19 protein-coding genes are annotated in these 21,639 nt (G+C 68.1%); 11 read left to right on the top strand and 8 right to left on the bottom strand.

Annotated features, from left to right (window positions below; all coding sequences use genetic code 11):
* A partial coding sequence (locus tag RSA25_RS13315; RefSeq protein ID WP_332809342.1) for an acyl-CoA thioesterase II occupies positions 1-785 on the bottom strand: 785 nt, incomplete at its 3' end.
* Positions 786-1,082: 297 nt separating this feature from the next.
* Positions 1,083-1,862, bottom strand: coding sequence for an enoyl-CoA hydratase/isomerase family protein (locus RSA25_RS13310; protein WP_332809341.1), 780 nt, complete (start codon positions 1,860-1,862; stop codon positions 1,083-1,085).
* A gap of 34 nt (positions 1,863-1,896) precedes the next feature.
* On the opposite strand from RSA25_RS13310, the gene RSA25_RS13305 reads away from it, so the two are divergent.
* Entirely contained in the window at positions 1,897-2,340 is a 444-nt protein-coding gene (locus RSA25_RS13305) for a copper chaperone PCu(A)C (protein WP_332809340.1), read from the top strand.
* A 56-nt stretch (positions 2,341-2,396) separates the two neighbouring features.
* Here the strand turns inward: RSA25_RS13305 and RSA25_RS13300 are convergent, their stop codons facing one another.
* The 3 genes from RSA25_RS13300 to uvrA all read right to left on the bottom strand — a co-directional run bounded on the left by RSA25_RS13300 (position 2,397) and on the right by uvrA (position 6,715).
* The gene (locus RSA25_RS13300) at positions 2,397-3,176 is read right to left on the bottom strand and encodes an enolase (protein ID WP_332809339.1); all 780 of its coding nucleotides are present in this window, start codon (positions 3,174-3,176) and stop codon (positions 2,397-2,399) included.
* 126 nt (positions 3,177-3,302) lie between these two features.
* Entirely contained in the window at positions 3,303-3,710 is a 408-nt protein-coding gene (locus RSA25_RS13295) for a thioesterase family protein (protein ID WP_332809338.1), read from the bottom strand.
* On the bottom strand, positions 3,710-6,715 hold the full coding sequence (gene uvrA / locus RSA25_RS13290) for an excinuclease ABC subunit UvrA (protein ID WP_332809337.1): 3,006 nt from the start codon (positions 6,713-6,715) through the stop codon (positions 3,710-3,712). Before uvrA ends, RSA25_RS13295 begins: the two co-directional genes overlap by 1 nt.
* Positions 6,716-7,009: 294 nt before the next feature.
* Here uvrA and rplU point away from each other — a divergent pair, with 294 nt between their 5' ends.
* From rplU to obgE, 3 genes are all read left to right on the top strand, one after another.
* Complete coding sequence (rplU, locus tag RSA25_RS13285; protein WP_019184518.1) at positions 7,010-7,327, top strand: 50S ribosomal protein L21; 318 nt, start codon at positions 7,010-7,012, stop codon at positions 7,325-7,327.
* Between the two features lie 15 nt (positions 7,328-7,342).
* Positions 7,343-7,603 carry a 50S ribosomal protein L27 gene (gene rpmA, locus RSA25_RS13280; protein WP_019184517.1) on the top strand — a complete coding sequence of 87 codons (261 nt, stop codon included), beginning with the start codon at positions 7,343-7,345 and terminating at the stop codon, positions 7,601-7,603.
* 195 nt (positions 7,604-7,798) lie between these two features.
* On the top strand, positions 7,799-8,851 hold the full coding sequence (gene obgE, locus RSA25_RS13275; protein ID WP_332809336.1) for a GTPase ObgE: 1,053 nt from the start codon (positions 7,799-7,801) through the stop codon (positions 8,849-8,851).
* 346 nt (positions 8,852-9,197) lie between these two features.
* Here obgE and rpsT read toward each other — a convergent pair whose 3' ends face one another.
* A complete protein-coding gene (gene rpsT, locus RSA25_RS13270) occupies positions 9,198-9,467 on the bottom strand; it encodes a 30S ribosomal protein S20 (protein ID WP_017354922.1) in 270 nt (89 codons plus the stop codon).
* Between the two features lie 116 nt (positions 9,468-9,583).
* Here rpsT and murJ point away from each other — a divergent pair, with 116 nt between their 5' ends.
* From murJ to RSA25_RS13235, 7 genes are all read left to right on the top strand, one after another.
* On the top strand, positions 9,584-11,188 hold the full coding sequence (gene murJ / locus RSA25_RS13265; protein ID WP_332809343.1) for a murein biosynthesis integral membrane protein MurJ: 1,605 nt from the start codon (positions 9,584-9,586) through the stop codon (positions 11,186-11,188).
* 75 nt (positions 11,189-11,263) lie between these two features.
* Positions 11,264-12,211: a bifunctional riboflavin kinase/FAD synthetase gene (locus tag RSA25_RS13260; protein ID WP_332809335.1), complete on the top strand. Its 948-nt coding sequence runs from the start codon at positions 11,264-11,266 to the stop codon at positions 12,209-12,211.
* Positions 12,208-15,039, top strand: a complete 2,832-nt coding sequence (ileS, locus tag RSA25_RS13255; protein ID WP_332809334.1) for an isoleucine--tRNA ligase — start codon at positions 12,208-12,210, stop codon at positions 15,037-15,039. Before RSA25_RS13260 ends, ileS begins: the two co-directional genes overlap by 4 nt.
* The gene (gene lspA, locus RSA25_RS13250) at positions 15,039-15,545 is read left to right on the top strand and encodes a signal peptidase II (RefSeq protein ID WP_332809333.1); all 507 of its coding nucleotides are present in this window, start codon (positions 15,039-15,041) and stop codon (positions 15,543-15,545) included. The genes ileS and lspA overlap by 1 nt, the downstream gene beginning before the upstream one ends.
* Positions 15,546-15,600: 55 nt before the next feature.
* Positions 15,601-16,551 carry a 4-hydroxy-3-methylbut-2-enyl diphosphate reductase gene (gene ispH, locus RSA25_RS13245; protein ID WP_332809332.1) on the top strand — a complete coding sequence of 317 codons (951 nt, stop codon included), beginning with the start codon at positions 15,601-15,603 and terminating at the stop codon, positions 16,549-16,551.
* Positions 16,552-16,681: 130 nt separating this feature from the next.
* Positions 16,682-18,565 (top strand): peptidase M61, encoded by a 1,884-nt coding sequence (locus tag RSA25_RS13240; RefSeq protein ID WP_332809331.1) that lies wholly within the window; start codon positions 16,682-16,684, stop codon positions 18,563-18,565.
* Positions 18,562-19,236, top strand: a complete 675-nt coding sequence (locus RSA25_RS13235) for a lysoplasmalogenase (protein WP_332809330.1) — start codon at positions 18,562-18,564, stop codon at positions 19,234-19,236. The genes RSA25_RS13240 and RSA25_RS13235 overlap by 4 nt, the downstream gene beginning before the upstream one ends.
* Positions 19,237-19,266: 30 nt before the next feature.
* Here RSA25_RS13235 and RSA25_RS13230 read toward each other — a convergent pair whose 3' ends face one another.
* On the bottom strand, positions 19,267-19,803 hold the full coding sequence (locus tag RSA25_RS13230; protein ID WP_332809329.1) for a hypothetical protein: 537 nt from the start codon (positions 19,801-19,803) through the stop codon (positions 19,267-19,269).
* A 72-nt stretch (positions 19,804-19,875) separates the two neighbouring features.
* The gene (treA, locus tag RSA25_RS13225; protein ID WP_332809328.1) at positions 19,876-21,513 is read right to left on the bottom strand and encodes an alpha,alpha-trehalase TreA; all 1,638 of its coding nucleotides are present in this window, start codon (positions 21,511-21,513) and stop codon (positions 19,876-19,878) included.
* Positions 21,514-21,639: the final 126 nt, after the last annotated feature.

Here is a 21,639-nt window from a genome sequence, read left to right as displayed (position 1 = left end):
CGCGAATCCTGCGCGCTGGGGCTGTCCAGCGAGTACAGCAGCCAGTCGTCGGCGCGGAACGGGCGATGGAACCAGATCGCATGGTCCAGCGAGGCCATCTGCACGTGCGGCTGGTAGTAGCTGATGCCGTGCGGGAAGGTGGCGGTGCCCAGCAGGTGGAAGTCGGAGGCATAGGCCAGCAGCGCCTGGTGCAGCTCCGGCGCATCGCCCACCTTTTCATTCAGGCGCAGCCACACCTGGTGATAGGGCGGGCGCTTGGGCGGGTTGAGTTCGTCGCGCGGGTACACGTGGCGGAACTCGAACGGACCACCGCGCGAGAGCCAGCGCTGCACCTTGATCGGCAGGCGCTCGAGCACCTCCGGCGGCAGCGGGCGGTTCGGTTCGATATCTTCCGGCTGCGGCACCTCGGGCATCTTGTGCTGGTGCTCGGCACCCTGTTCGGCCTGCTGGAAGGAGGCCGCGCAGAAGAAGATCACCTTGCCGTGCTGGATCGCCGTGACCCGGCGCACCGAGAAGCTGCCACCGTCGCGGGTGCGGTCCACGTCGTACACGATGGGGTGGTCGATGTTGCCGGCGCGCAGGAAGTAGGCATGCAGCGAATGCACGTGGCGACCGTTGTCCACCGTGGCCTGCGCGGCCGACAGCGCCTGGCCCAGCACCTGCCCGCCGAACACGTACTTGGTGCCGATGTCGCGGCTCTGGCCACGGAACAGGTTGTCTTCCAGGCGTTCGAGCGTGAGCAGGTCGATCAGCTCGGAGACGACGGGTTCGTGCGTGTCGGACAAGGGAAGCAACCTGCAGGGGGCAAGCCGGAATTATAGGGTAGTGCCGGCCCATGGCCGCATGACGGCAACGCATTCGCGCTGCCGCCCCACGGTTCGCTTCGCAAACCGCGGGCCCCTTCTCATCGCCCTCCAAACCCCCGCCGCTTCGCGGCCGCCCCCCGACTCAGGGGGCCTGGCATGTGCGCGCAACCCTGCAGCGCCTGATCGAGTGGGGCGGGGGGTGCCGGCCAGCGGCCGGCCCTACCGGGGTTGCCCGCCTCGCGGATTTCCGGCCAGCGGCCGGCCCTACCCGGGGCGTCAGCCCTTGCCCAGCCGGGCCACCAGCTGATGCAGCGCCTGCTGCGCGTCCGGGGCGTACCAGGCCTCGACGAAGCGGTCGAGCTGGATCAGGTCGGCGTGCAGGGCCTCGTGCAGGTCGGCACGGGCGATGGCGCGGGTCAGCAGCATCGGCTGGCGCGGCAGCTTGAGCAGGCGGGTCAGCCAGGCCACCGCGCGCGGCACCACCTGGGCGGTATCGGCCAGCTCGTCCACCAGGCCGATCGCCAGCGCACGCTCGGCCGGCACCATCTCCCCGCCCACCAGCAACTGGGTGGCGCGATGGTGGCCGACCACCCGGCGCATGAGGCGCTGGATGCCTTCCGGGGCCACCAGCCCCACCTGCACCTCGTTCAGGCCGATCACCGTGGGCTGGGCCGGGTCCGGGCTGCGCGCCAGGATCCGGTAATCGCAGCACAGCGCCAGCACGCAGCCGCCGGCCGGGGCGTGCCCGGTCAGCGCGGCCACCACCGGCACCCGGCACTCGGCCAGGGTGCGTACCGCGCCGAAGAAGGCCTGCCAGCTGTCCAGCAGCTTGTGCTTGTCCTCGCCGTGGCCAAGCAGGTGCGGCACGTCCATGCCGGCGCTGAAGATGCGCTCGCTGCCCGACAGCACCAGGCCGTGCACGTCCTCGGCCATGGCCTGGTTGATCGCGTGGATCAGGTGGCGGCACAGCTCGGTGTCCAGCGCGTTGACCGGCGGCCGCGCCAGCCGCAGCTCGCGGATGGGGCCATGGTTGATCACCTCGATAAGCGTCGTCATGCTGCGATCTCGTTGCGGACAGGGAACTGAGGCGATGATAACCAAACCATTCGCGTGCGTATTGTTGGGCCTGTGTGCGTTCGCAACATCGGCTGCGGCCGCCGAGCCGGCCTGCGTCTCGGTGCACGAGGGCTGGGTACGGCTGCCGCCGGGGGCGATGCCGATGGCGGCCGGCTACGGCAAGATCCGCAACGCCTGCCGCACGGCGGTGGTGGTGGTCGGCGCGGGCAGCAAGGCGTTCGGCGATGTGTCCCTGCACGAGACCACGCTGGTGGACGGGGTCAGCCGGATGCGCGCGGTGGAACGCCTGCCGATCCCGGCCGGCGCCACGGTGGAACTCAAACCCGGTGGCCTGCACCTGATGCTGATGCAGCCGGAGGTGGCCTTGACGGAGGGCGCGCCGCTGCCGCTGCGGCTCAGCCTGGAAGACGGCCGCAAGGTGGATGCGACGTTGCAGGTGCGCAAGGCGGTGCCGTAAGGGGCCGTTCAATCCGCCAGGCCTGCGCCAAGCCCGGCGCGGCCATCGGTTTCAGGTCACGACCAGTCGAAGGTAAACAACACCGTGCGGCTGCGCGGCGCGTAGAACATCAGGATGGCGTCGGCCCCGCTGGCGCACCAGTGGTAGGACGCCACATCGGCGACGTGGAAGAACGGTTCGCCGTCGCGCGTGATGCGGATGCCGTCGTCGGGAAGATGCGCGCTGTCGTTGCGGAAGCGAAGGCTGCCGCGCTGGGTGGTGCCGGCCAGGTCCTCGATCCGGAATGCCGACGGGATCGAGCTGTAGTCGGTCCAGTTGCCGTGCCAGAACGGACCGCCCAGGTTGTCCAGGTAGGCCTGCGGCTGCCGCGCATCGTAATCGTCATCGTCATCGACGTCCAACCCGCTGACCAGCCTGCCGTGCTGCTGGAAATACGCACGGGCCGCGGCATGGCTGTCGCGCATTTCCACCGCGTGCGCGCGCAGGTCTTCATCCACGGGCAGCGCATCGTGGTGCTGCGGCGCGCGCTGGAAATAGCCTTCGTTGCCGAGGAAACGAAGGCGGTTGTCGGCCTGCAGCTCGAAGGCCAGCCAGTTGCTGCTGGTGAACGCGTTGTGGTGCGCCTCGGTGCCATCGCCCAGGCAGCCTTCGTACGGCTCGATCGGGCACAGCAGGGTGGCCACGCTGCCGGCCAGTTCCGGCCGCAGCAGGCCCAGGTCGATGGCGATCAGCGGCAGCAGGTGGTCGGCCAGCCACGGCTGGTCGAGGGCGAACACATCGACGGGGAACGGCGTCAGCCCCGGCTGCAGTTCACGGACATCGGTCTGGTGAAACATGGCGATCCTTTGCACACAACGCGGTCATGGCGCCCGGGGAACGCCCGGTAGTGCCGGCCGCTGGCCGGCAACCAGGTAAATCCGTCCGCTGGGACGGCGTGCCGGCCAGCGGGCCGCCCGGCCGGGTCAGGGGGACGCGCGGCGGATAGCGTCGGGCCGCGGCGCGCACCGGCCGGTCTGGGTGTCCATCCACACCACCACCACGTTGCCGTCCGAATACAGGCGGCCCTCGTCCTGCTGGTCCACGATGCGATGGCCGATGGTCACGCTGCTGTTGCCCAGGCGCTCCACGAACAGTTCCACCATCACATCGTTGGGCCACACGATCGGCAGGCGGTAGTTGACGTTGGTGGCCGCCACCACCGGGGCGATGCGGTCGGTCATCGAGACGCCGTCCACGCCCAGCATCCAGCGCACGCGCGCCTCTTCCAGGTAGGAGATGTACTTGGCGTTGTTGACGTGGCCCATGCTGTCCATGTCGCGCCAGCGCACGCTGATCGGTACGCGGGCCAGGATCTTGTGGTCGGTGCTCATCAGGCGTCCTTCTTCTTTTTCGTGCTTGCCGTGCCGGTCTTGCTGGCCTTGCCGGTGCTCTTGGCGGCGGCGACCTTCTTGGCCGGCTTCTCGGGTTTGGCCTTGCGCGGCGGGCGCGCATCGGGCTTGTTGGCCACCGCGGCCGGGCGTTCGGGGCGGGCACCGGTGGAGGGCAGCAGCTTGGCCAGGAACTGGCCGGTGTACGAATCCGGGCAGGCCGCCACGTCTTCCGGGGTGCCGGTGACCAGCACGGTGCCGCCGCGATGGCCGCCTTCCGGGCCAAGGTCCACGATCCAGTCGGCGGTCTTGATCACATCCAGGTTGTGTTCGATCACCACCACGGTGTTGCCTTCGTCGCGCAGCTTGTGCAGCACGCCCAGCAGCGCTTCGATGTCGTGGAAGTGCAGGCCGGTGGTGGGCTCGTCGAGGATGTACAGGGTGCGGCCGGTATCGCGCCGCGACAGTTCCTTGGACAGCTTCACCCGCTGCGCTTCGCCGCCGGACAGGGTGGTCGCGCTCTGGCCCAGCTTGATGTAGCTCAGGCCCACGTCCACCAGCGTTTCCAGCTTGCGCGCGATGCTCGGCACCGGCTCGAACAGGCGCAGCGCATCCTCGACGGTCATCTGCAGCACGTCGTTGATGTTGTAGCCCTTGTAGAGGATCTCCAGCGTCTCGCGGTTGTAGCGCTTGCCATGGCACACATCGCAGGGCACGTACACGTCCGGCAGGAAGTGCATCTCCACCTTGATCAGGCCATCGCCCTGGCACGCCTCGCAGCGGCCGCCGCGCACGTTGAAGCTGAAACGGCCGGGCGAGTAACCGCGTGCACGCGCTTCGGGTACCTGTGCATACAGTTCGCGCAGGGGGGTGAACAGGCCGGTATAGGTGGCCGGGTTCGAGCGCGGGGTGCGGCCGATCGGCGACTGGTCGATGTCCACCACCTTGTCGAACAGGTCCAGCCCGTCCACTTCCTTGTAGGGCGCGATCGGGTGCGAGGCGCCGTTGATCTCGTTGGCCGCCAGCGAGAACAGCGTGTCGTTGATCAGCGTCGACTTGCCCGAGCCGGACACGCCGGTGATGCAGGTCAGCAGGCCCGACGGGATGTCCAGGTCCACGCCCTTGAGGTTGTTGCCGCTGGCCCCGCGCAGGTGCAGGGTCATCTTCGGGTTGGGGACATGCCGGCGCGCCGGGATCTCGATGGCGCGCTTGCCCGACAGGTACTGCCCGGTGAGCGAGCGCGGGGCCTCCAGGATGTCCTGCAGGGTGCCCTGGCCGACGATCTCGCCGCCATGCACGCCCGCGCCCGGGCCGATGTCCAGCACGTAGTCGGCCAGCCGGATCGCATCCTCGTCATGCTCGACCACGATCACGGTGTTGCCCAGGTCGCGCAGGCGGGTGAGCGTGCCCAGCAGGCGCTCGTTGTCGCGCTGGTGCAGGCCGATCGACGGCTCGTCCAGCACGTACATCACGCCCACCAGGCCGGCGCCGATCTGGCTGGCCAGGCGGATGCGCTGGGCCTCGCCGCCGGACAGGGTGTCGGCCTTGCGCTCCAGGGTGAGGTAATCCAGGCCCACGTCGACCAGGAAGCCCAGCCGCTCGCCGATCTCCTTGAGGATCTTGCCGGCGATCTCGCCGCGCCAGCCGGGCAGGGTCATGCCGCTGAAGAACTTCAGCGCCTCGTCGATGGGCAGCACCACCAGCTCGGGCAGCGCCCGGTCGGCCACGAACACGTTGCGCGCGGCCTTGTTCAGGCGCTGGCCGTTGCACTCGGGGCAGTTGCGCTCGCTGATGTACTTGGCCAGCTCTTCGCGCACCGCCGAGGACTCGGTTTCCTTGTAGCGCCGTTCCAGGTTGGGAATGATGCCTTCGAAGCGGTGCTTGCGCTGGGTGCGGCCGCCGGCTTCGGTGAAGTAGGTGAAGGTGATGGTTTCTTCGCCGCTGCCGAACAGCACCGCCTGGCGCACGTCCTCGGGCAGGCTCTGCCACGGCGCGTCCACGTCGAACTTGTAGTGCTTGGCCAGCGAGGCGATCAGCTGGAAGTAGTAGGCGTTGCGGCGGTCCCAGCCGCGCACGGCACCGGCGGACAGCGACAGCTCCGGGTGCACCACCACGCGCGAGGGATCGAAGAACTCGGCCATGCCCAGCCCGTCGCAGCCCGGGCAGGCGCCCACCGGCGAGTTGAACGAGAACAGGCGCGGTTCCAGCTCGGGCAGCGAGTAGTCGCAGACCGGGCAGCTGTACTTGGACGAGAACAGGTGGGCCGGCGCGTCCTCGTCCTGCGCGGCGTCCAGCGACTGCACCGAGACCATGCCGTCGCCGAGTTTCAGCGCGGTTTCAAAGCTCTCGGCCAGGCGCTGCTTGATGTCCTCGCGCGGGCGGAAACGGTCGATCACCGCCTCGATGGTGTGCTTCTGGCGCAGGGCCAGCGGCGGCACCGCATCGATCTCGTGCAGCACCCCGTCCACGCGCACGCGCACGAAACCCTGCGCGCGCAGCTGGTCGAACACCTGGGCGTGCTCGCCCTTGCGCTCGCGGATCACCGGGGCCAGCAGCATGTAGCGCTGCTCCGGGTCCAGGGTGAGCACGTGGTCGACCATCTGGCTGACCGTCTGCGCTTCCAGCGGGTAGCCGTGGTCGGGGCAGCGCGGGCTGCCCACGCGGGCATACAGCAGGCGCAGGTAGTCGTAGATCTCGGTGATGGTGCCCACGGTCGAGCGCGGGTTGTGCGAGGTCGACTTCTGCTCGATCGAGATGGCCGGGGACAGGCCCTCAATGTGGTCCAGGTCCGGCTTCTCCATCACGCTCAGGAACTGCCGGGCATAGGCCGACAGCGATTCCACGTAACGGCGCTGGCCTTCGGCGTAGATCGTGTCGAAGGCCAGCGAGGACTTGCCCGAACCGGACAGGCCGGTGATCACGATCAGTTTGTCGCGGGGCAGGTCGAGATCGATGTTCTTGAGGTTGTGCGTCCGCGCGCCGCGGATGCGGATGAAATCCATCGCCATGGGGGATCCGTTGTGGGGCTTCGGCCCAGGGGGCCGGCTAGCGGGTGGGGCAAGCGGAGACGGCAATCGGTCAGCCTACCGAGCTTGGGATTTGGGGGCAATCGGCCACATTGCCAGCCCGGTGTCTCATCCCATGCGACCGGATCGGCCCGTTTCCTGAACGGGGTTCAGCCCCTGGTCGGGCAGGGCAGGGGGTGGGTTGACCCGGCCCGGTGCGCCCTTTAAAATCCCGCTTCTGTCTGCCCTCGATGGCGGCAGCCCATAGACCACAATAACTACAAAGGAAGTCTGGTCATGTACGCAGTACTGGTAACCGGCGGTAAGCAATACCGCGTGGCGCAGGGCGAAACGCTCCGCGTCGAAAAGCTCGAAGTCGAAGTCGGCAACGAGATCAAGTTCGACAACATCCTGATGCTGGGCGACAGCGATGGCATCAAGCTGGGCGACGCGCTGAGCGGCGCTTCGGTCACTGCCAAGGTCGTGTCCCAGGGTCGTGCCGACAAGGTCCGGATCATCAAGTTCCGTCGCCGCAAGCACCACATGAAGCGTCAGGGTCACCGTCAGTACTACACCGAAATCGAGATCACCGGCATCGCCGGTGGCAGCAAGTAATCAGGAGAAGCAGTCATGGCACATAAGAAGGGCGTAGGCTCATCGCGCAACGGTCGCGACTCCAACCCGAAGTACCTCGGCGTCAAGATCTTCGGTGGCCAGGCCATCGATGCCGGCAACATCATCGTGCGTCAGCGCGGCACCCAGTTCCACCCGGGTACCGGCGTTGGCCTCGGCCGTGACCACACCCTGTTCGCCCTCGTGGACGGCAAGGTGGAGTTCTCGGTGAAGGGCCCGAAGAAGCGTCGTACCGTCAGCGTCGTCGCCGAAGCCTGATCCTGGCGATACGCAGGCCTTCGCGCCCTGGTGGCGCGGGCGGCTGACGAAAGCCCCGCTTCGGCGGGGTTTTTGTTTTTTGACAGCACATGGGCGGGGATCCTTCCCGCCGCCGTCCACGGATCCTACCGGGGACGTTAGACTCTGCGGTCGGGCGCATCCGCGGCCCGCCGCCTCCAGTTGGCATCCAGACTCATGAAACTTGTAGACGAAGCAGAAATCCAGGTCACCGCCGGCAATGGCGGCAACGGCTGCGTCGGTTTCCGTCGCGAGAAGTTCATCCCGCTGGGTGGCCCGGACGGTGGCGACGGCGGCAACGGCGGCAACGTGTGGATCCGCGCCGACGCCAACCTGAACACGCTGGTCGATTTCCGCCACGAGCGCATCTTCAAGGCGCAGCGCGGCGAGAACGGCATGGGCCGCCAGGCCTACGGCAAGGGCGGCGAGGACATGATCATCACCGTGCCGGTCGGCACCGTGGTCATGAACGTGGCCACCGACGAAGTCATCGGCGACCTGACCCAACACGACGACCGCCTGCTGGTGGCCAAGGGCGGTCGCGGCGGCCTGGGCAACATGCACTTCAAGAGCTCCACCAACCGCTCGCCGCGCCAGGCGCTGCCGGGTGAAGAGGGCGAGGAGCGCCTGCTCAAGCTGGAGCTGAAGCTGCTGGCCGACGTGGGCCTGCTGGGCTTCCCCAATGCCGGCAAGAGCACCCTGATCCGCGCCGTGTCCGCGGCCACCCCGAAGGTGGCCGATTACCCGTTCACCACCCTGTACCCGAACCTGGGCGTGGTGCGCGTTGAAAATTACCGCAGCTTCGTGATCGCCGACATTCCCGGCCTGATCGAAGGGGCGGCCGACGGTGCCGGCCTGGGCGCGCAGTTCCTGCGCCACCTGCAGCGCACCCGCCTGCTGCTGCACCTGGTGGACATCTCGCCGATGGAAGGCGGCGTGGATGGTGTGTCGCCGATCGAGCAGGTGCGTGCGATCGAGCGCGAGCTGGAGAAGCACGACCCGGAACTGCTCGACAAGCCGCGCTGGCTGGTGCTGAACAAGGCCGACCTGATGTTCGAGGACGAGGCCAAGGCCGCGGCCGAGAAGATCGTCGCCGAGCTCGGCTGGACCCAGCCGTGGTACCTGGTCTCGGCACTGGGCCGCGAAGGCACCTGGCCGATCATGACCAACATCATGGCCTTCTTCGACCGCCAGAAGGAAGACGAGGCGCAAGCGCGCGATGCGTACTGAGCGCATCTGCGCGACCCTGAAAAACCCGGCCGAGGCCGGGTTTTTCTGTGGTGCCGCAGCGCCCCCCGCGTGGGCGACGCCGAGCGCGCACGACACCCCGGGGAGGGTAGAGCCACACCATGCGTTGCAAGATGCATGGCGGGTAGAGCCACGCCATGCGTGGCTGGCCTTGTGTGACGCCCCCACCGAAAGCAGCCACGCATGGCGTGGCGCTACCGTGGATCGCGCCGATGGCCCCGGCGTTCCCGAAACGCAGGCAACAAAAAACCCGGCCGGAGCCGGGTCTTTTACCGCGATGTTGCCGAAGCCACGCAGGGCGTGGCTCTACGGCACTCGCTTCGCCAGATCAGGCGGCCTTGAGGGCCTTGATGCGGGCGGTCAGACGGCTCTTGTGACGAGCAGCCTTGTTCTTGTGGATCAGACCACGCGAGCTGAAACGGTCGAGGATCGGCTGGGCGACGGCAAAGGCTGCCTCGGCGCCGGCGGCGTCATTGGCATCCAGAGCCTTGATCACCTTCTTGACAGCGGTGCGCAGCATCGAACGCTGAGCCGTATTGCGCGCGTTGCGCACGACGGTCTGCTTGGCGCGCTTCTTGGCGGACTTGATATTGGCCACAGTGGTGGTTTCCTGAAAAATCGGTGTAATGGGAACAGCAAGCTGGAAAGTATGATGGCTCGAAAAATGTACGTCAAGTCAATTGTCAAGAGGGAACACGGGTGAGTTCACCAAGGATGTTGCGGGGGCTGCTGTCGTTCAGCAGCATGACCATGGTTTCGCGGGTGCTGGGGCTGGTCCGCGACCAGGTCATCACCACCACGTTCGGCACCAATGCGGTGACCGACGCCTTCTGGGTCGCCTTCCGGGTGCCCAATTTCCTGCGCCGGCTGTTCGCCGAGGGCTCCTTCGCCACCGCCTTCGTGCCGGTGTTCACCGAGGTGAAGGAGACCCGTCCGCATGCCGAACTGCGCGAGCTGATGTCGCGCGTGGCCGGCACCCTGGGCGCGGTGCTGCTGCTGGTCACCGCGCTGGCGCTGATCTTCGCCCCGCAGCTGGCCACGCTGTTCTCCAGCGGGGTGGACACCGACCCGGCCAAGCATGGCCTGCTGGTGGACCTGTTCCGGCTGACCTTCCCGTTCCTGCTGTTCGTCTCGCTGACGGCCCTGGCCGGCGGCGCCCTGAACAGCTTCCAGCGCTTTGCGATGCCGGCGCTGACCCCGGTCATCCTCAACCTGTGCATGATCGCCGGCGCGCTGTGGCTGGCGCCGCGGCTGGGGGGCACCCCGGAGAAGCAGATCCTGGCCCTGGGCTGGGCGGTGCTGGCCGCCGGCCTGCTGCAGCTGCTGTTCCAGCTGCCCTCGCTGAAGGGGATCAACCTGCTCACCCTGCCGCGCTGGGGCTGGAACCACCCGGGCGTGCGCAAGGTGCTCACCCTGATGGTGCCGACCCTGTTCGGCTCCTCGGTGGCCCAGATCAACCTGCTGCTGGACACGGTGATCGCCGCCAAGCTGACCGATGGCTCGCAGAGTTGGCTGTCACTGGCTGACCGCTTCCTGGAACTGCCGCTGGGCGTGTTCGGGGTGGCGCTGGGCACGGTGATCCTGCCCGCGCTGGCCCGCCACCACGTCAGCACCGACAAGGCCGGCTTCTCCAATGCGCTGGACTGGGGCCTGCGCACCACGCTGCTGATCGCCGTGCCGGCCATGCTGGGCCTGGTGCTGCTGGCCGAGCCGCTGATCGCCACGCTGTTCCAGTACCGCCAGTTCACCGCCTTCGATACCCGCATGACCGCCCTGTCGGTGTACGGGCTGAGCGCCGGCCTGCCTGCGTTCGCGCTGCTCAAGGTGGTGCTGCCGGCCTTCTACGCCCGCCAGGACACCCGCACCCCGGTCCGCGCCGGTATCGCCGCGCTGGTGGCCAACATGGTCTTCAACTTCATCCTGTTGGCGGTGCTGTACCAGCTGATGGTGCCCGAGGCGCTCAAGGCGCAGGGCGTGTGGGCCGCGCTGGGCAAGCACCCCGGCCTGCATCTGGCCCTGGGTATCGCCAGCGCGCTGTCCAGTTACCTGAACCTGGGGTTGCTGTGGTACTGGCTGGGCAAGACCGGCGTTTACCAGCGCAAGCCTGGCTGGGGCAGCTACGTGCTGCGGCTGGTGCTGGCCTGCGTGGCCATGGTGGCGGTGCTGCTGGGCCTGCTTTACACCATGACCGACTTCACCGTGATGGATAAATGGCACCGGATCGGCAACCTGGCGCTGCTGGTCGGCGGCGGCGGCGCCACCTACCTGGTGGCCCTGGTCGTGATGGGTTTCCGCCCGCGCCACCTGCGCGAGCATTGATCCATGGACACCCCGGCTATACTTCAGGGCTATCCCTTGAAGCGCACGGGTCCTGGTGGGCCGGATTCCCAGTTGATGAGCAGGTTGTTCAGAAGCATCGAAGGCGGGCGATTGTTCCCGCACGGAAGCGTGGTCTGCATCGGCGCATTCGACGGCCTGCACCTTGGCCATCGTGCGCTGGTGCGCCATGCGGTGGCGCGTGCCCGCGCGCTGGGCGTGGCCGCCGTGGCGGTGGCCTTCGAGCCGCTGCCGCGCGAGTACTTCGCCCAGGGCGAGCCGCCGCCGCGGCTGACCCTGGCCCGCGACAAGGTGGCCATGCTCGGCGAGCTGGGCGTGGATGCGATCGGCCTGCTGCGCTTCGACGCGCGCATGGCCGCGATGCAGGCCGAAGACTTCGTGCAGCAGCTGCTGGTGCAGCGCCTGGCGGCCTGCGAGGTCTGGATCGGCCCGCAGTTCTGCTTCGGCAACCGCCGTCGCGGTGACCTGGCGCTGCTGCAGTCGATGGGCCAGGCCGCCGGCTTCACCGCCGGGGCGATCGACCCGGTGGACCTGCACGGCGAGCGCATCTCCAGCACCCGCATCCGGCAACTGCTGCGCGAGGGCAATTTCGCCCACGCCGGCGACCTGCTGGGGCGGCCGTATTCGATCGGCGGCCGGGTCGTGCGCGGGCGCCAGCTCGGCCGCACGCTGGGCTTCCCGACGGCCAACCTGCGCTTCCCCAAGACGCCGGCGCTGTCGGGCATCTACGCCACCTGGGTGCACGGCGTGTTCGACCAGCCGTGGCCGTCGGTGTCCAGCTTCGGCACCCGGCCCACCGTGGACGGCGTGGAGCCGCTGCTGGAAGCGCACCTGTTCGACTTCCAGGGCGACCTGTACGGTCGCCACATCGAAGTGGAATTCGTCGCCAAGCTGCGCGACGAAGAGAAGTTCCAAGATCTGGCCGCATTGACCGACCAGATGCACCGTGACGCCGAACAGGCCCGTCACATCCTTTCCGAACACAGATTGCGAGCCACTGCGTGAGCCAGGACTACAAAGCCACCCTTCATCTGCCGGCAACCGAATTCCCGATGCGCGGCGACCTGCCCAAGCGCGAGCCGGGCATTCTGTCGCGCTGGGAAGACCAGGGCCTGTACGCCCGCCTGCGCGAGAACGCGCAGGGCCGCCCGCTGTTCGTGCTGCACGACGGCCCGCCGTATGCCAACGGCCAGATCCACCTCGGCCATGCGGTCAACAAGATCCTCAAGGACATCATCGTCAAGTCGCGCTACCTGGCCGGCTTCGATGCGCCCTACGTGCCGGGCTGGGATTGCCATGGCCTGCCGATCGAGATCGCGGTCGAGAAGAAGTGGGGCAAGGTCGGGGTCAAGCTGGATGCCGAGCAGTTCCGCCAGAAGTGCCGCGAGTTCGCCGAAGAGCAGATCGAATTGCAGCGCCGCGACTTCAAGCGCCTGGGCGTGATCGGCGACTGGGACAACCCGTACAAGACGCTGAGCTTCGATTTCGAGGCCAATGAAATCCGCGCGCTGTCCAAGGTGTTTGCCAACGGCCACATCGTGCGCGGCGCCAAGCCGGTGCATTGGTGCTTCGATTGCGGCTCGGCGCTGGCCGAGGCGGAAATCGAATACCAGGACAAGACCTCCCCGGCGATCGACGTGGCCTACGCCGCGCGGGATGGCGCGCAGCTGGCCGCGCGCTTCGGCGCGACCCTGCCGGCCGATGTCGAGGTGGCCGTGCCGATCTGGACCACCACCCCGTGGACGCTGCCGGCCTCGCTGGCGGTGTCGCTGGGCGCGCAGATCGACTACGTGCTGGCCGAAGGCCCGGCCCACAACGGCAAGCGCCGTTGGCTGGTGCTGGCCGCCGCGCTGGCCGAGCGGTCGCTGCAGCGCTATGGCGTGGACGGTCTGGTCGTGCACGGCCACGCCACCGGCGCCGCGCTGGAAAACCTGCTGCTGGCCCATCCGTTCTACCCGACCCGCGACATCCCGCTGCTCAACGGCGACCACGTCTCCGATGAAGACGGCACCGGCGCGGTGCATACCGCCCCCGGCCATGGCCAGGAAGACTTCGTGGTCAGCCAGCAGTACGGGCTGATGGACACGTACAACGCCGGCCAGATCAACCCGGTCGACGGCCGCGGCGTGTACCTGCCCTCGACGCCGCCGGCCGGCGATGTCGCGCTGGCCGGCGTGCACCTGTGGAAGGCGCAGCCGCTGATCGTGGACGTGCTGCGCGCCTCCGGTGCGCTGCTGGCCTTTGTCGAGATCGTGCACAGCTACCCGCACTGCTGGCGGCACAAGACCCCGGTGGTGTTCCGCGCCACCCCGCAGTGGTTCATCTCGATGGACAAGGCCAACCTGCGCCGCGACGCGATGGCGGCCATCGACAACGTCGGCTGGTTCCCGAGCTGGGGCAAGGCCCGCATCGGTGGCATGGTCGAGGGCCGCCCGGACTGGTGCATCAGCCGCCAGCGCACCTGGGGCGTGCCGATCGCGATGTTCACCCATCGCGAAACCGGCGAGCCGCACCCGCGCACCGTGGAACTGATGCAGCAGGTGGCCGACCGCGTCGAAGCCGAGGGCATCGACGTGTGGTACTCGCTGGACAGCGCCGAGCTGCTGGGCGAGGAGGCCGCGCAATACGAGAAGGTCACCGACATCCTCGATGTCTGGTTCGACTCGGGCGTCACCCACGAAGGCGTGCTGTTGGCACGCGGCTTCGGCAAGCCCGCCGACCTGTACCTGGAAGGCTCGGACCAGCATCGCGGCTGGTTCCAGTCCTCGCTGCTGACCGGCGTGGCCATCGACAGGCACGCCCCGTACAAGCAGTGCCTCACCCACGGCTTCACCGTGGATGAGAAGGGCCGCAAGATGTCCAAGTCGCTGGGCAATGGCATCGAGCCGCAGGACATCATGAAGACCCTGGGCGCGGACATCCTGCGCCTGTGGATCGCCTCGGCCGACTACAGCAATGAGATGTCGCTGTCGCAGGAAATCCTCAAGCGCAACGCCGACGCCTACCGGCGCCTGCGCAACACCGCGCGCTTCCTGCTCGGCAACCTGGACGGCTTCGATCCCACCGCGCACCTGGTGGCGCCGGCGGACATGGTCGCGCTGGACCGCTGGATCGTGCATCGCGCCTTCGAGGTGCAGGAGAAGATCAAGGCCGCCTACACCAGCTACAACATGGCCGAGATCGTGCAGCTGCTGCTGAACTTCTGCAGCGTGGACCTGGGCTCGCTGTACCTGGACGTGACCAAGGACCGCCTGTACACCATGCCGGTGGATTCGCGCGGCCGGCGCTCGGCGCAGACGGCGATGTACCACATCGCCGAAGCGTTCACGCGCTGGATCGCCCCGATCCTGAGCTTCACCGCCGATGAGCTGTGGGGCTACCTGCCGGGCGCGCGCAAGGACAACGTGCTGATGGCCACCTGGTACGACGGGCTTGCCCCGCTGCCGGCCGATGCGCCGCTGGGCGCGGCCGATTTCGACCAGCTGCTGGCACTGCGCGAGCAGGTGGCCAAGGTGCTCGAGCCGATGCGCGCCAACGGGGCGATCGGGGCCGCGCTGGAAGCGGAAATCACCGTGGCCGCCGATGCGGACACTGCCGCGCGATGGCAGCCGCTGGCCGAGGAGCTGCGCTTCCTGCTGATCAGTGGCGATGTGCAGGTGCGCCCAGCGACCACCGATGAGGTGTTCGTCAGCGCCCAGCCGACCACCAAGACCAAGTGCGTGCGCTGCTGGCATTACCGCGCCGACGTGGGCAGCGTGGCCGCCCATCCCGAGCTGTGCGGCCGTTGCGTGACCAACATCGACGGTGCCGGCGAAGACCGGCGGTGGTTCTGATGGCCGCCCCCCGTCCGCGTCCCAATGCGCTGGTCTGGCTGCTGCTGTCGGTGGCGATCATCGGCCTGGACCAGTGGAGCAAGGCCTGGGTGCTGTCCAGCCTGCCCGAGTACCAGCCGGTGGTGGTCATCGATGGCTTCTGGAACTGGTTCCGCACCTACAACACCGGTGCGGCCTTCAGCTTCCTGAGCGACGCCGGTGGCTGGCAGCTGTGGTTCTTCACCGCCCTGGCGCTGGGCATCAGCGGCCTGATGGCCTACTGGCTGTGGGGCACCGCGCGCGGTGCCTGGCGCAGCGCGGTGCCGTATGCCCTGGTCATCGGCGGGGCGATCGGCAACGTGATCGACCGGCTGATGCACGGCCACGTGGTGGACTTCATCCAGTGGCACGTCGGCGAGCACTACTGGCCCTCGTTCAACATCGCCGACGCGGCGATCGTGGTCGGGGCCGTGGGCATCGCCCTGTTTGGCCTGTTCGACGGCAAGGCCGAGAAAAAAGCGGGATAATTCCCTCCTGTATCCAGCTATGAACCGGCCCCGCGCCGGCCGGAGTATCTGACCGATGGACGTGTTGCTCGCCAATCCGCGTGGTTTCTGTGCCGGGGTCGATCGTGCGATCGAGATCGTCAAGCGCGCGATCGAGACCCTGGGCGCGCCGATCTACGTGCGCCACGAGGTCGTGCACAACCGCTTCGTGGTCGATGACCTCAAGGCGCGCGGGGCGATCTTCGTCGAGGAACTCGATGAAGTGCCCGACGACAACACGGTCATCTTCAGCGCCCACGGCGTCTCCCAGGCCGTGCGCCAGGAAGCCGAGCGCCGCGGCCTGAAGGTGTTCGACGCCACCTGCCCGCTGGTCACCAAGGTGCATCTGGAAGTGGCGCGGCACTGCCGCGCCGGCCGCGACGTGGTGCTGATCGGCCACGCCGGCCACCCCGAGGTGGAGGGCACGATGGGCCAGTGGAACCGCGAACGCGGCACCGGCCGGATCTACCTGGTGGAAGACGTGGAAGACGTGGCCACGCTGGTCATCGACCAGCCGGAGAACTTCGCCTACACCACCCAGACCACGCTGTCGGTGGACGACACCCGCGGCATCATCGAGGCCATGCGTGCGCGCTTCCCGGCGATGCAGGGGCCCAAGAACGACGACATCTGCTACGCCACCCAGAACCGCCAGGACGCCGTGCGCGACCTGGCCAAGCGCTGCGACCTGGTGCTGGTGGTGGGCTCGCCCAACAGCTCCAATTCCAACCGGCTCAGCGAACTGGCCCGCCGCGAAGGCGTGGAGTCCTACCTGATCGACGGCGCCCACGAGATCGATCCGGCGTGGGTGCTGGGCAAGCAGCACATCGGCCTGACCGCCGGCGCGTCGGCACCGCAGGTGCTGGTGGATGGCGTGATCGCGCGCCTGAAGGAACTGGGCGCCAGCGGCATCGGCGAGCTGGATGGCGAACCGGAATCGATGGTGTTCGCGCTGCCCAAGGAACTGCGGCTGCGCTTGATCAGCTGAGGGGCGTGACGCCCCACGGTCGTCAGCTGCCGTGCGTGATGGGTGATGCGTGCCGCACGCATGACCTTTGGCCATGGGGCAGGGCGCGAGGCAGGTCTAGGATCGATCCTTTGCCGCTGGAGCCTTGCCGATGAAGATGCGTGCCACCGCCCTGTCCGTGCTGCTGGCCCTCACCGCCACCGGCGTGCAGGCGCAGACGCCACCCCCGCAGGACGTGGCCTGGCCGGGCGTACTGCGCATCGACGTGGACGCGCGCGACATCGGGCGGCGCATCTTCAAGGTCAAGACGACCATTCCCGCACAACCGGGCCCGCTCACCCTGCTGTATCCGCAGTGGCTGCCCGGTGCGCATTCGCCCAGCGGCCCGATCGACAAGCTCGCCGGGCTGGTGGTCACCGCCAACGGCAGGCCGCTGGCCTGGACGCGCGATCAGTACGACGTCTACGCCTTCAAGGTGGACGTGCCCGAGGGCGCCAGCGAGGTGGTGGCCGAGTTCAAGTTCCTGTCCTCGCAGGGCGGCAGCCAGGGCCGGGTGGTGATGACCCCGGAGATGCTCAACCTGCAGTGGAATGCCAATTCGCTGTACCCGGCCGGTGTGATCACCCGCAACCTGCAGGCGCAGGCCAGCGTCACCCTGCCCAAGGGCTGGGACTACGCCACCGCGCTGGAAACCGAGCGCCGCGACGGTGACACCGTGGTGTTCAAGCCCATTTCCTACGACCACCTGGTCGACTCGCCGCTGTTCGCCGGCCGCTATTACCAGCAGTACGACCTGGACCCGGGGGCGAAGGTGCCGGTGCACCTGAACGTGTTTGCCGACGACGCCAAGTCGCTGGTCGCCAAGCCCGAGCAGCTCAAGGCGCATCGCGCGCTGGTGCAGCAGATCTACAAGCTTTACGGCGCGCGCCACTTCGACCGCTACGATTTCCTGCTGGCACTCACCAGCAAGCTGGGCGGCATCGGCCTGGAGCACCAGCGCTCCAGCGAGAACAGTGCCGAGCCCGGCTACTTCACCGAGTGGGACAAGAACTGGCTGGGCCGCGACCTGCTGCCGCACGAGTTCAACCACTCCTGGAACGGCAAGTACCGGCGCGGCGCGGACCTCACCACCGCCAACTTCAACGTGCCCATGGGCGACAGCCTGCTGTGGCTGTACGAGGGCCAGACCCAGTTCTGGGGCCAGGTGCTGGCCGCGCGCTCCGGGCTGTGGAGCGTGCAGCAGACCCGCGAAACGCTGGCCAACGTGGCCGCCACCTATGATCGCGGTCGCCCCGGCCTGGCCTGGCGCGCACTGCAGGACACCACCAACGATCCCACCATCGCCCAGCGCCGCGCGCTGGCCTTCCGCAATTACCAGTTGAGCGAGGACTATTACTCCGGCGGCCAGATGGTGTGGCTGGAGGTGGAGGGCAAGTTGCGCGCGCTGACCGGCAACAAGCGCAGCCTGGATGATTTCGCCAAGGCGTTCTTCGGCATGAACGACGGCGACTGGAACGTCAACCCGTACACCTTCGACGAAGTGGTGCGCACCTTGAACGGCATCGCGCCGTTTGATTGGGCCGGCTTCCTGCGCACGCGCCTGGACGGCCATGGCTCGCTCACCGGCGGGCTGGACGCGGCCGGATGGAAGTTGGTCTACACCGACACCCCCAGCGAAGCGGTCAAGGCCCAGGAGACCCGCGCCAATGGCATCAACCTCACCTATTCGCTGGGCCTGAGCGTGGCCAACAGCGGGGCGCTCACCGACGTGCTCTGGGACAGCCCGGCCTTCAACGCCGGCCTCGCCCCCGGCATGACCGTGCTTGCCGTCAATGGCCGCGTCTACAAGGGCGACACCCTGAAGGACGCCGTGACCGCCGCGAAGACCGACAAGGCGCCGATCACCCTGCTGGTGCGCAGCTTCGACCGCATCGATACGGTCAGCCTGGATTACCACGGCGGCCTGCTGTATCCGTCGCTGGAACGCATCGCCGGCAAGCCGGACCGTCTGGCCGAGCTCTGGAAAGCCCGATGAGATCGCCCGGCCGAGCGATGCTGATCGTGGCGCTCGCGGTTGCCGCCATCGTCGGTGCCGGATTGCCGGGCAACGGGCAGTGGCTGCATTGGCTGGCCAAGCCGCTGGCCACCCTGCTGATCGCATCGATCGCCTGGCGCGCGGTGCCGCCCGCCGCCGCCGGCTACCGCCGCGCCGTGCTGGCCGGCATGGCGTTGTCGTGCATCGGCGACATCGCCTTGATGCTGCCGATGGACGCCTTCGTGCCCGGGCTGGTCGCGTTCCTGCTGGCGCACCTGTGCTACATCGTGGCCTTCCGTGCGGGCCTCGGCGGCGGTGGCGGCCTGATCGGCGCGGCGCTGCTGCTGGGCGCGTTCGCCTGCGGGAACGTGGTCGCGTTGTGGCCGCACCTTCCCGCCGACATGCGCGTGCCGGTGCTGGCCTACGTGGTGGTGCTGGCGCTGATGGCGATCCTCGCCCTGGCCCGGCATTGGGCGCGGCCGGCGCTGCCGGGCGTCGCGCGCGCCGGCAGCGCGTGGGCGGCCGGCGGCGCGGTGCTGTTTGTCGCCAGCGATTGCCTGCTGGCGTGGGACCGCTTCGGCGGCGGGCTGCCGATGGCCAGCCTGCTGGTGCTCAGTACCTACTACGCCGCCCAGTACGGGATTGCGCGCTCGGTGGGCCGCCGAGGCTGAGGGCGGGCGCAGGGCGCAGGGTGCCGAGCCTCAGTTTCCTTCCAGTCGGTCGATCTTCGCCTGCCGCTGCGCGCGCAGGCGTACACACTCATCCGCTTTGTAGATCTTGGACGTTGGACTATCTGCCTTGCTGTCGCAGATTTTGACGATCGCATTGTTGTCGGCGAATTTACCTACCTGCAGGACCAGTAGCGTGCCCGCAAGCGTGAGCACGCCGTAGAGCATCAAGCCAGCAAATCGATGGACCTTGCCCTTTCCCTGCAAGGCTCGGGTCAGCCCCTCATCGAATCTCAGCACGGCAAAGAACATCCATGCGAGCGACGCAAGGATGCAGCCGATGAACACGCGTTCCTCCCAGTTGACCGGGCCGTCGACAGTCTCGGTGTAGAAGGCGGCCGTTCCCGCGCTGGAAATCGCCACGGCAAGCGCCCAGTTGCGTCCCAGTTCCAGTGTACTTTCCAGCAGTTGGCTTTTCTTCGCTTCGCTCGTGTATGTGTTGCCCGATTGAGTGGAACGGGCATTGGACGGCGGCAGCGTCGCACTGGCTGAGAAGCCTGCGACGCGCATCAAACAATGGTGATTGATGTTCTGCAGGCTGCGTAGCCGGTGATTAGTCCCGGTCTATCAACGTGCTTCAGATCACCGACCCTCCGCCCCCTCATCGCCCACGTCGGCCGCCGTATCGCACTGCCGCTCGGCGGCACACAGGCGATCCAGCAGGGCGAGCGTCACCCCGTTGCTCCAGCCGAAGCCATCCTGCAACGGGTACTCGCCGCCAGCGCCGCCACCGGCCGAGCCATCCACCACGTACTTCTCCACCAGCTTGCCTTCGCGGTCGTACACCGCCTGCACCGTGTGCAGGAAGCGCGTGCCGATGCGGCGTGCCAGCGCATCCTGTTGGTAGCGCTGCAACCCGTCCACCGCCACCCACTGCAGCGGCGCCCAGCCGTTGGGGGCATCCCATTGCTGGCCGGTATCCACGCTGGTGGTCAGCAAGCCGCCCTGGCGCACCAACTGCGCCTCCACGGCCGTCGCCGTGCGCCGCGCCTGGGCGGGCGTGGCCACCTTCAGCCACAGCGGGAACAGGGCCGCAGCGGTGAGGGCAGGGCGGATCTGGTCGCGTTCCAGGTCGCGGTCCACATACCAGCCTTGGGTGGCATCCCAGAGCACGGCATTGATCGCGTGCTGGCGGGCCTGCGCCTGCTGCTCCACATCGCGCGCCGCCTTATGCTCGCCGGCCAGTCTGCTGGCGCGGGCGAGCGTCTTCTCCAGGTGGAACAGCAGGCTGTTCAGATCCACCGGCACGATCGCCGTGGTGTGGATGCTGCCCAGCGAGGCATCGTCGGCCAACCAGCGCGAGCTGAAATCCCAGCCCGATTCAGCGCCGGCGCGCAGGTCGCGATACACCTGTGACGGCGCGCGCTGCGGCACCTGCGCGGCGGTGGCCAGGTCATCGGTCCACGACTCGGTGCGCGGCACCGCGCGCGCATCCCAGTAGCGGTTGAGCAGCTGGCCGTCGGCCAAACGCACCACGCGTTCGCTGGCCTGGCCCGGTGGCAGGCCGTCGGCGCCGCGCATCCAGAACGCATGCTCGGCGCGCAGCTGCGGCAGGTAGCGGCGATAGGCGGCATCGCCTTCGTGGGTGGCCAGCAGATCCACCATCAGGCTGAAGAACGGCGGCTGCGATCGGCTCAGGTAGTAGCTGCGGTTGCCGTTGGGGATGTGCCCGTACTGGTCCAGCTGCCAGGCGAAGTTGTCCACCATGTCGCGCACCTGCGGCCAGCGCCCGCTGGAGGCCAGGCCCAGCAGGGTGAAATAGCTGTCCCAGTAGTACACCTCGCGGAAGCGCCCGCCGGGCACCACGTAGGGGTGGGGCAGCGGCAGCAGCGAGCCGCGCGGGTCCACCTGGTCGGTGGTGCGGGTCAGCACGGGCCACAGGCCGTCGATGTGCGCGCGCAGGGTTTGCCCCGCTGGGGGCACATAGGCCGGCGCCTCGCCCGGCACCGCGAAGCGCTCGGCCACGAACCCGGCCAACTGGTCCGGGTGCCCGCGTAACCGCTGCCACTGGGCCAACACGGCAGTGGGGTCCTGCAGGGGCACGGCATCGGCAAAGGTCTTCTGGTCGCCGAACAGGTGCGCGCCCTGGACCTGCTGGAACAACGGCTGCCACTGCACATCGGGCGGGCGCGGCGCGGGGCCGGCGTTGTCGGCGGCGACCGGCCCGGTGAACAGCAACGCGGCCAGGAACAGGCCGGCCAGAGGGGAGGGACGGGGCATGTGGCGCTTCCTGGCGGGGTCAGGACCACTGTAGAGGCGGGGGCGTCAACGGCCGGGGGGAGGGGGAGGGATGGGGGAGCTCCCGGCGCGGATTGACCAGTTCCGTGCCTGCGCCGTACAATCGCC

The organism is Stenotrophomonas sp. (assembly GCF_036662295.1).
Classification (GTDB): Bacteria; Pseudomonadota; Gammaproteobacteria; order Xanthomonadales; family Xanthomonadaceae; genus Stenotrophomonas.
Note: the sequence above shows the minus strand (reverse complement) of the source record. Positions and strands in the feature narration are given on the sequence as shown.

Bases quoted from the DNA above. Each gene is read 5' to 3' on its own strand.
- RSA25_RS13310 (WP_332809341.1), bottom strand. From the start codon at position 1,862: ATGACGACGCTTATCGAGGTGATCAACCATGGCCCCATCCGCGAGCTG.
- RSA25_RS13305 (WP_332809340.1), top strand. From the start codon at position 1,897: ATGATAACCAAACCATTCGCGTGCGTATTGTTGGGCCTGTGTGCGTTC.
- RSA25_RS13300 (WP_332809339.1), bottom strand. From the start codon at position 3,176: ATGTTTCACCAGACCGATGTCCGTGAACTGCAGCCGGGGCTGACGCCG.
- RSA25_RS13295 (WP_332809338.1), bottom strand. From the start codon at position 3,710: ATGAGCACCGACCACAAGATCCTGGCCCGCGTACCGATCAGCGTGCGC.
- uvrA (WP_332809337.1), bottom strand. From the start codon at position 6,715: ATGGCGATGGATTTCATCCGCATCCGCGGCGCGCGGACGCACAACCTC.
- rplU (WP_019184518.1), top strand. From the start codon at position 7,010: ATGTACGCAGTACTGGTAACCGGCGGTAAGCAATACCGCGTGGCGCAG.
- rpmA (WP_019184517.1), top strand. From the start codon at position 7,343: ATGGCACATAAGAAGGGCGTAGGCTCATCGCGCAACGGTCGCGACTCC.
- obgE (WP_332809336.1), top strand. From the start codon at position 7,799: ATGAAACTTGTAGACGAAGCAGAAATCCAGGTCACCGCCGGCAATGGC.
- murJ (WP_332809343.1), top strand. From the start codon at position 9,584: ATGTTGCGGGGGCTGCTGTCGTTCAGCAGCATGACCATGGTTTCGCGG.
- RSA25_RS13260 (WP_332809335.1), top strand. From the start codon at position 11,264: ATGAGCAGGTTGTTCAGAAGCATCGAAGGCGGGCGATTGTTCCCGCAC.
- lspA (WP_332809333.1), top strand. From the start codon at position 15,039: ATGGCCGCCCCCCGTCCGCGTCCCAATGCGCTGGTCTGGCTGCTGCTG.
- ispH (WP_332809332.1), top strand. From the start codon at position 15,601: ATGGACGTGTTGCTCGCCAATCCGCGTGGTTTCTGTGCCGGGGTCGAT.
- RSA25_RS13240 (WP_332809331.1), top strand. From the start codon at position 16,682: ATGAAGATGCGTGCCACCGCCCTGTCCGTGCTGCTGGCCCTCACCGCC.
- RSA25_RS13235 (WP_332809330.1), top strand. From the start codon at position 18,562: ATGAGATCGCCCGGCCGAGCGATGCTGATCGTGGCGCTCGCGGTTGCC.
- RSA25_RS13230 (WP_332809329.1), bottom strand. From the start codon at position 19,803: ATGCGCGTCGCAGGCTTCTCAGCCAGTGCGACGCTGCCGCCGTCCAAT.
- treA (WP_332809328.1), bottom strand. From the start codon at position 21,513: ATGCCCCGTCCCTCCCCTCTGGCCGGCCTGTTCCTGGCCGCGTTGCTG.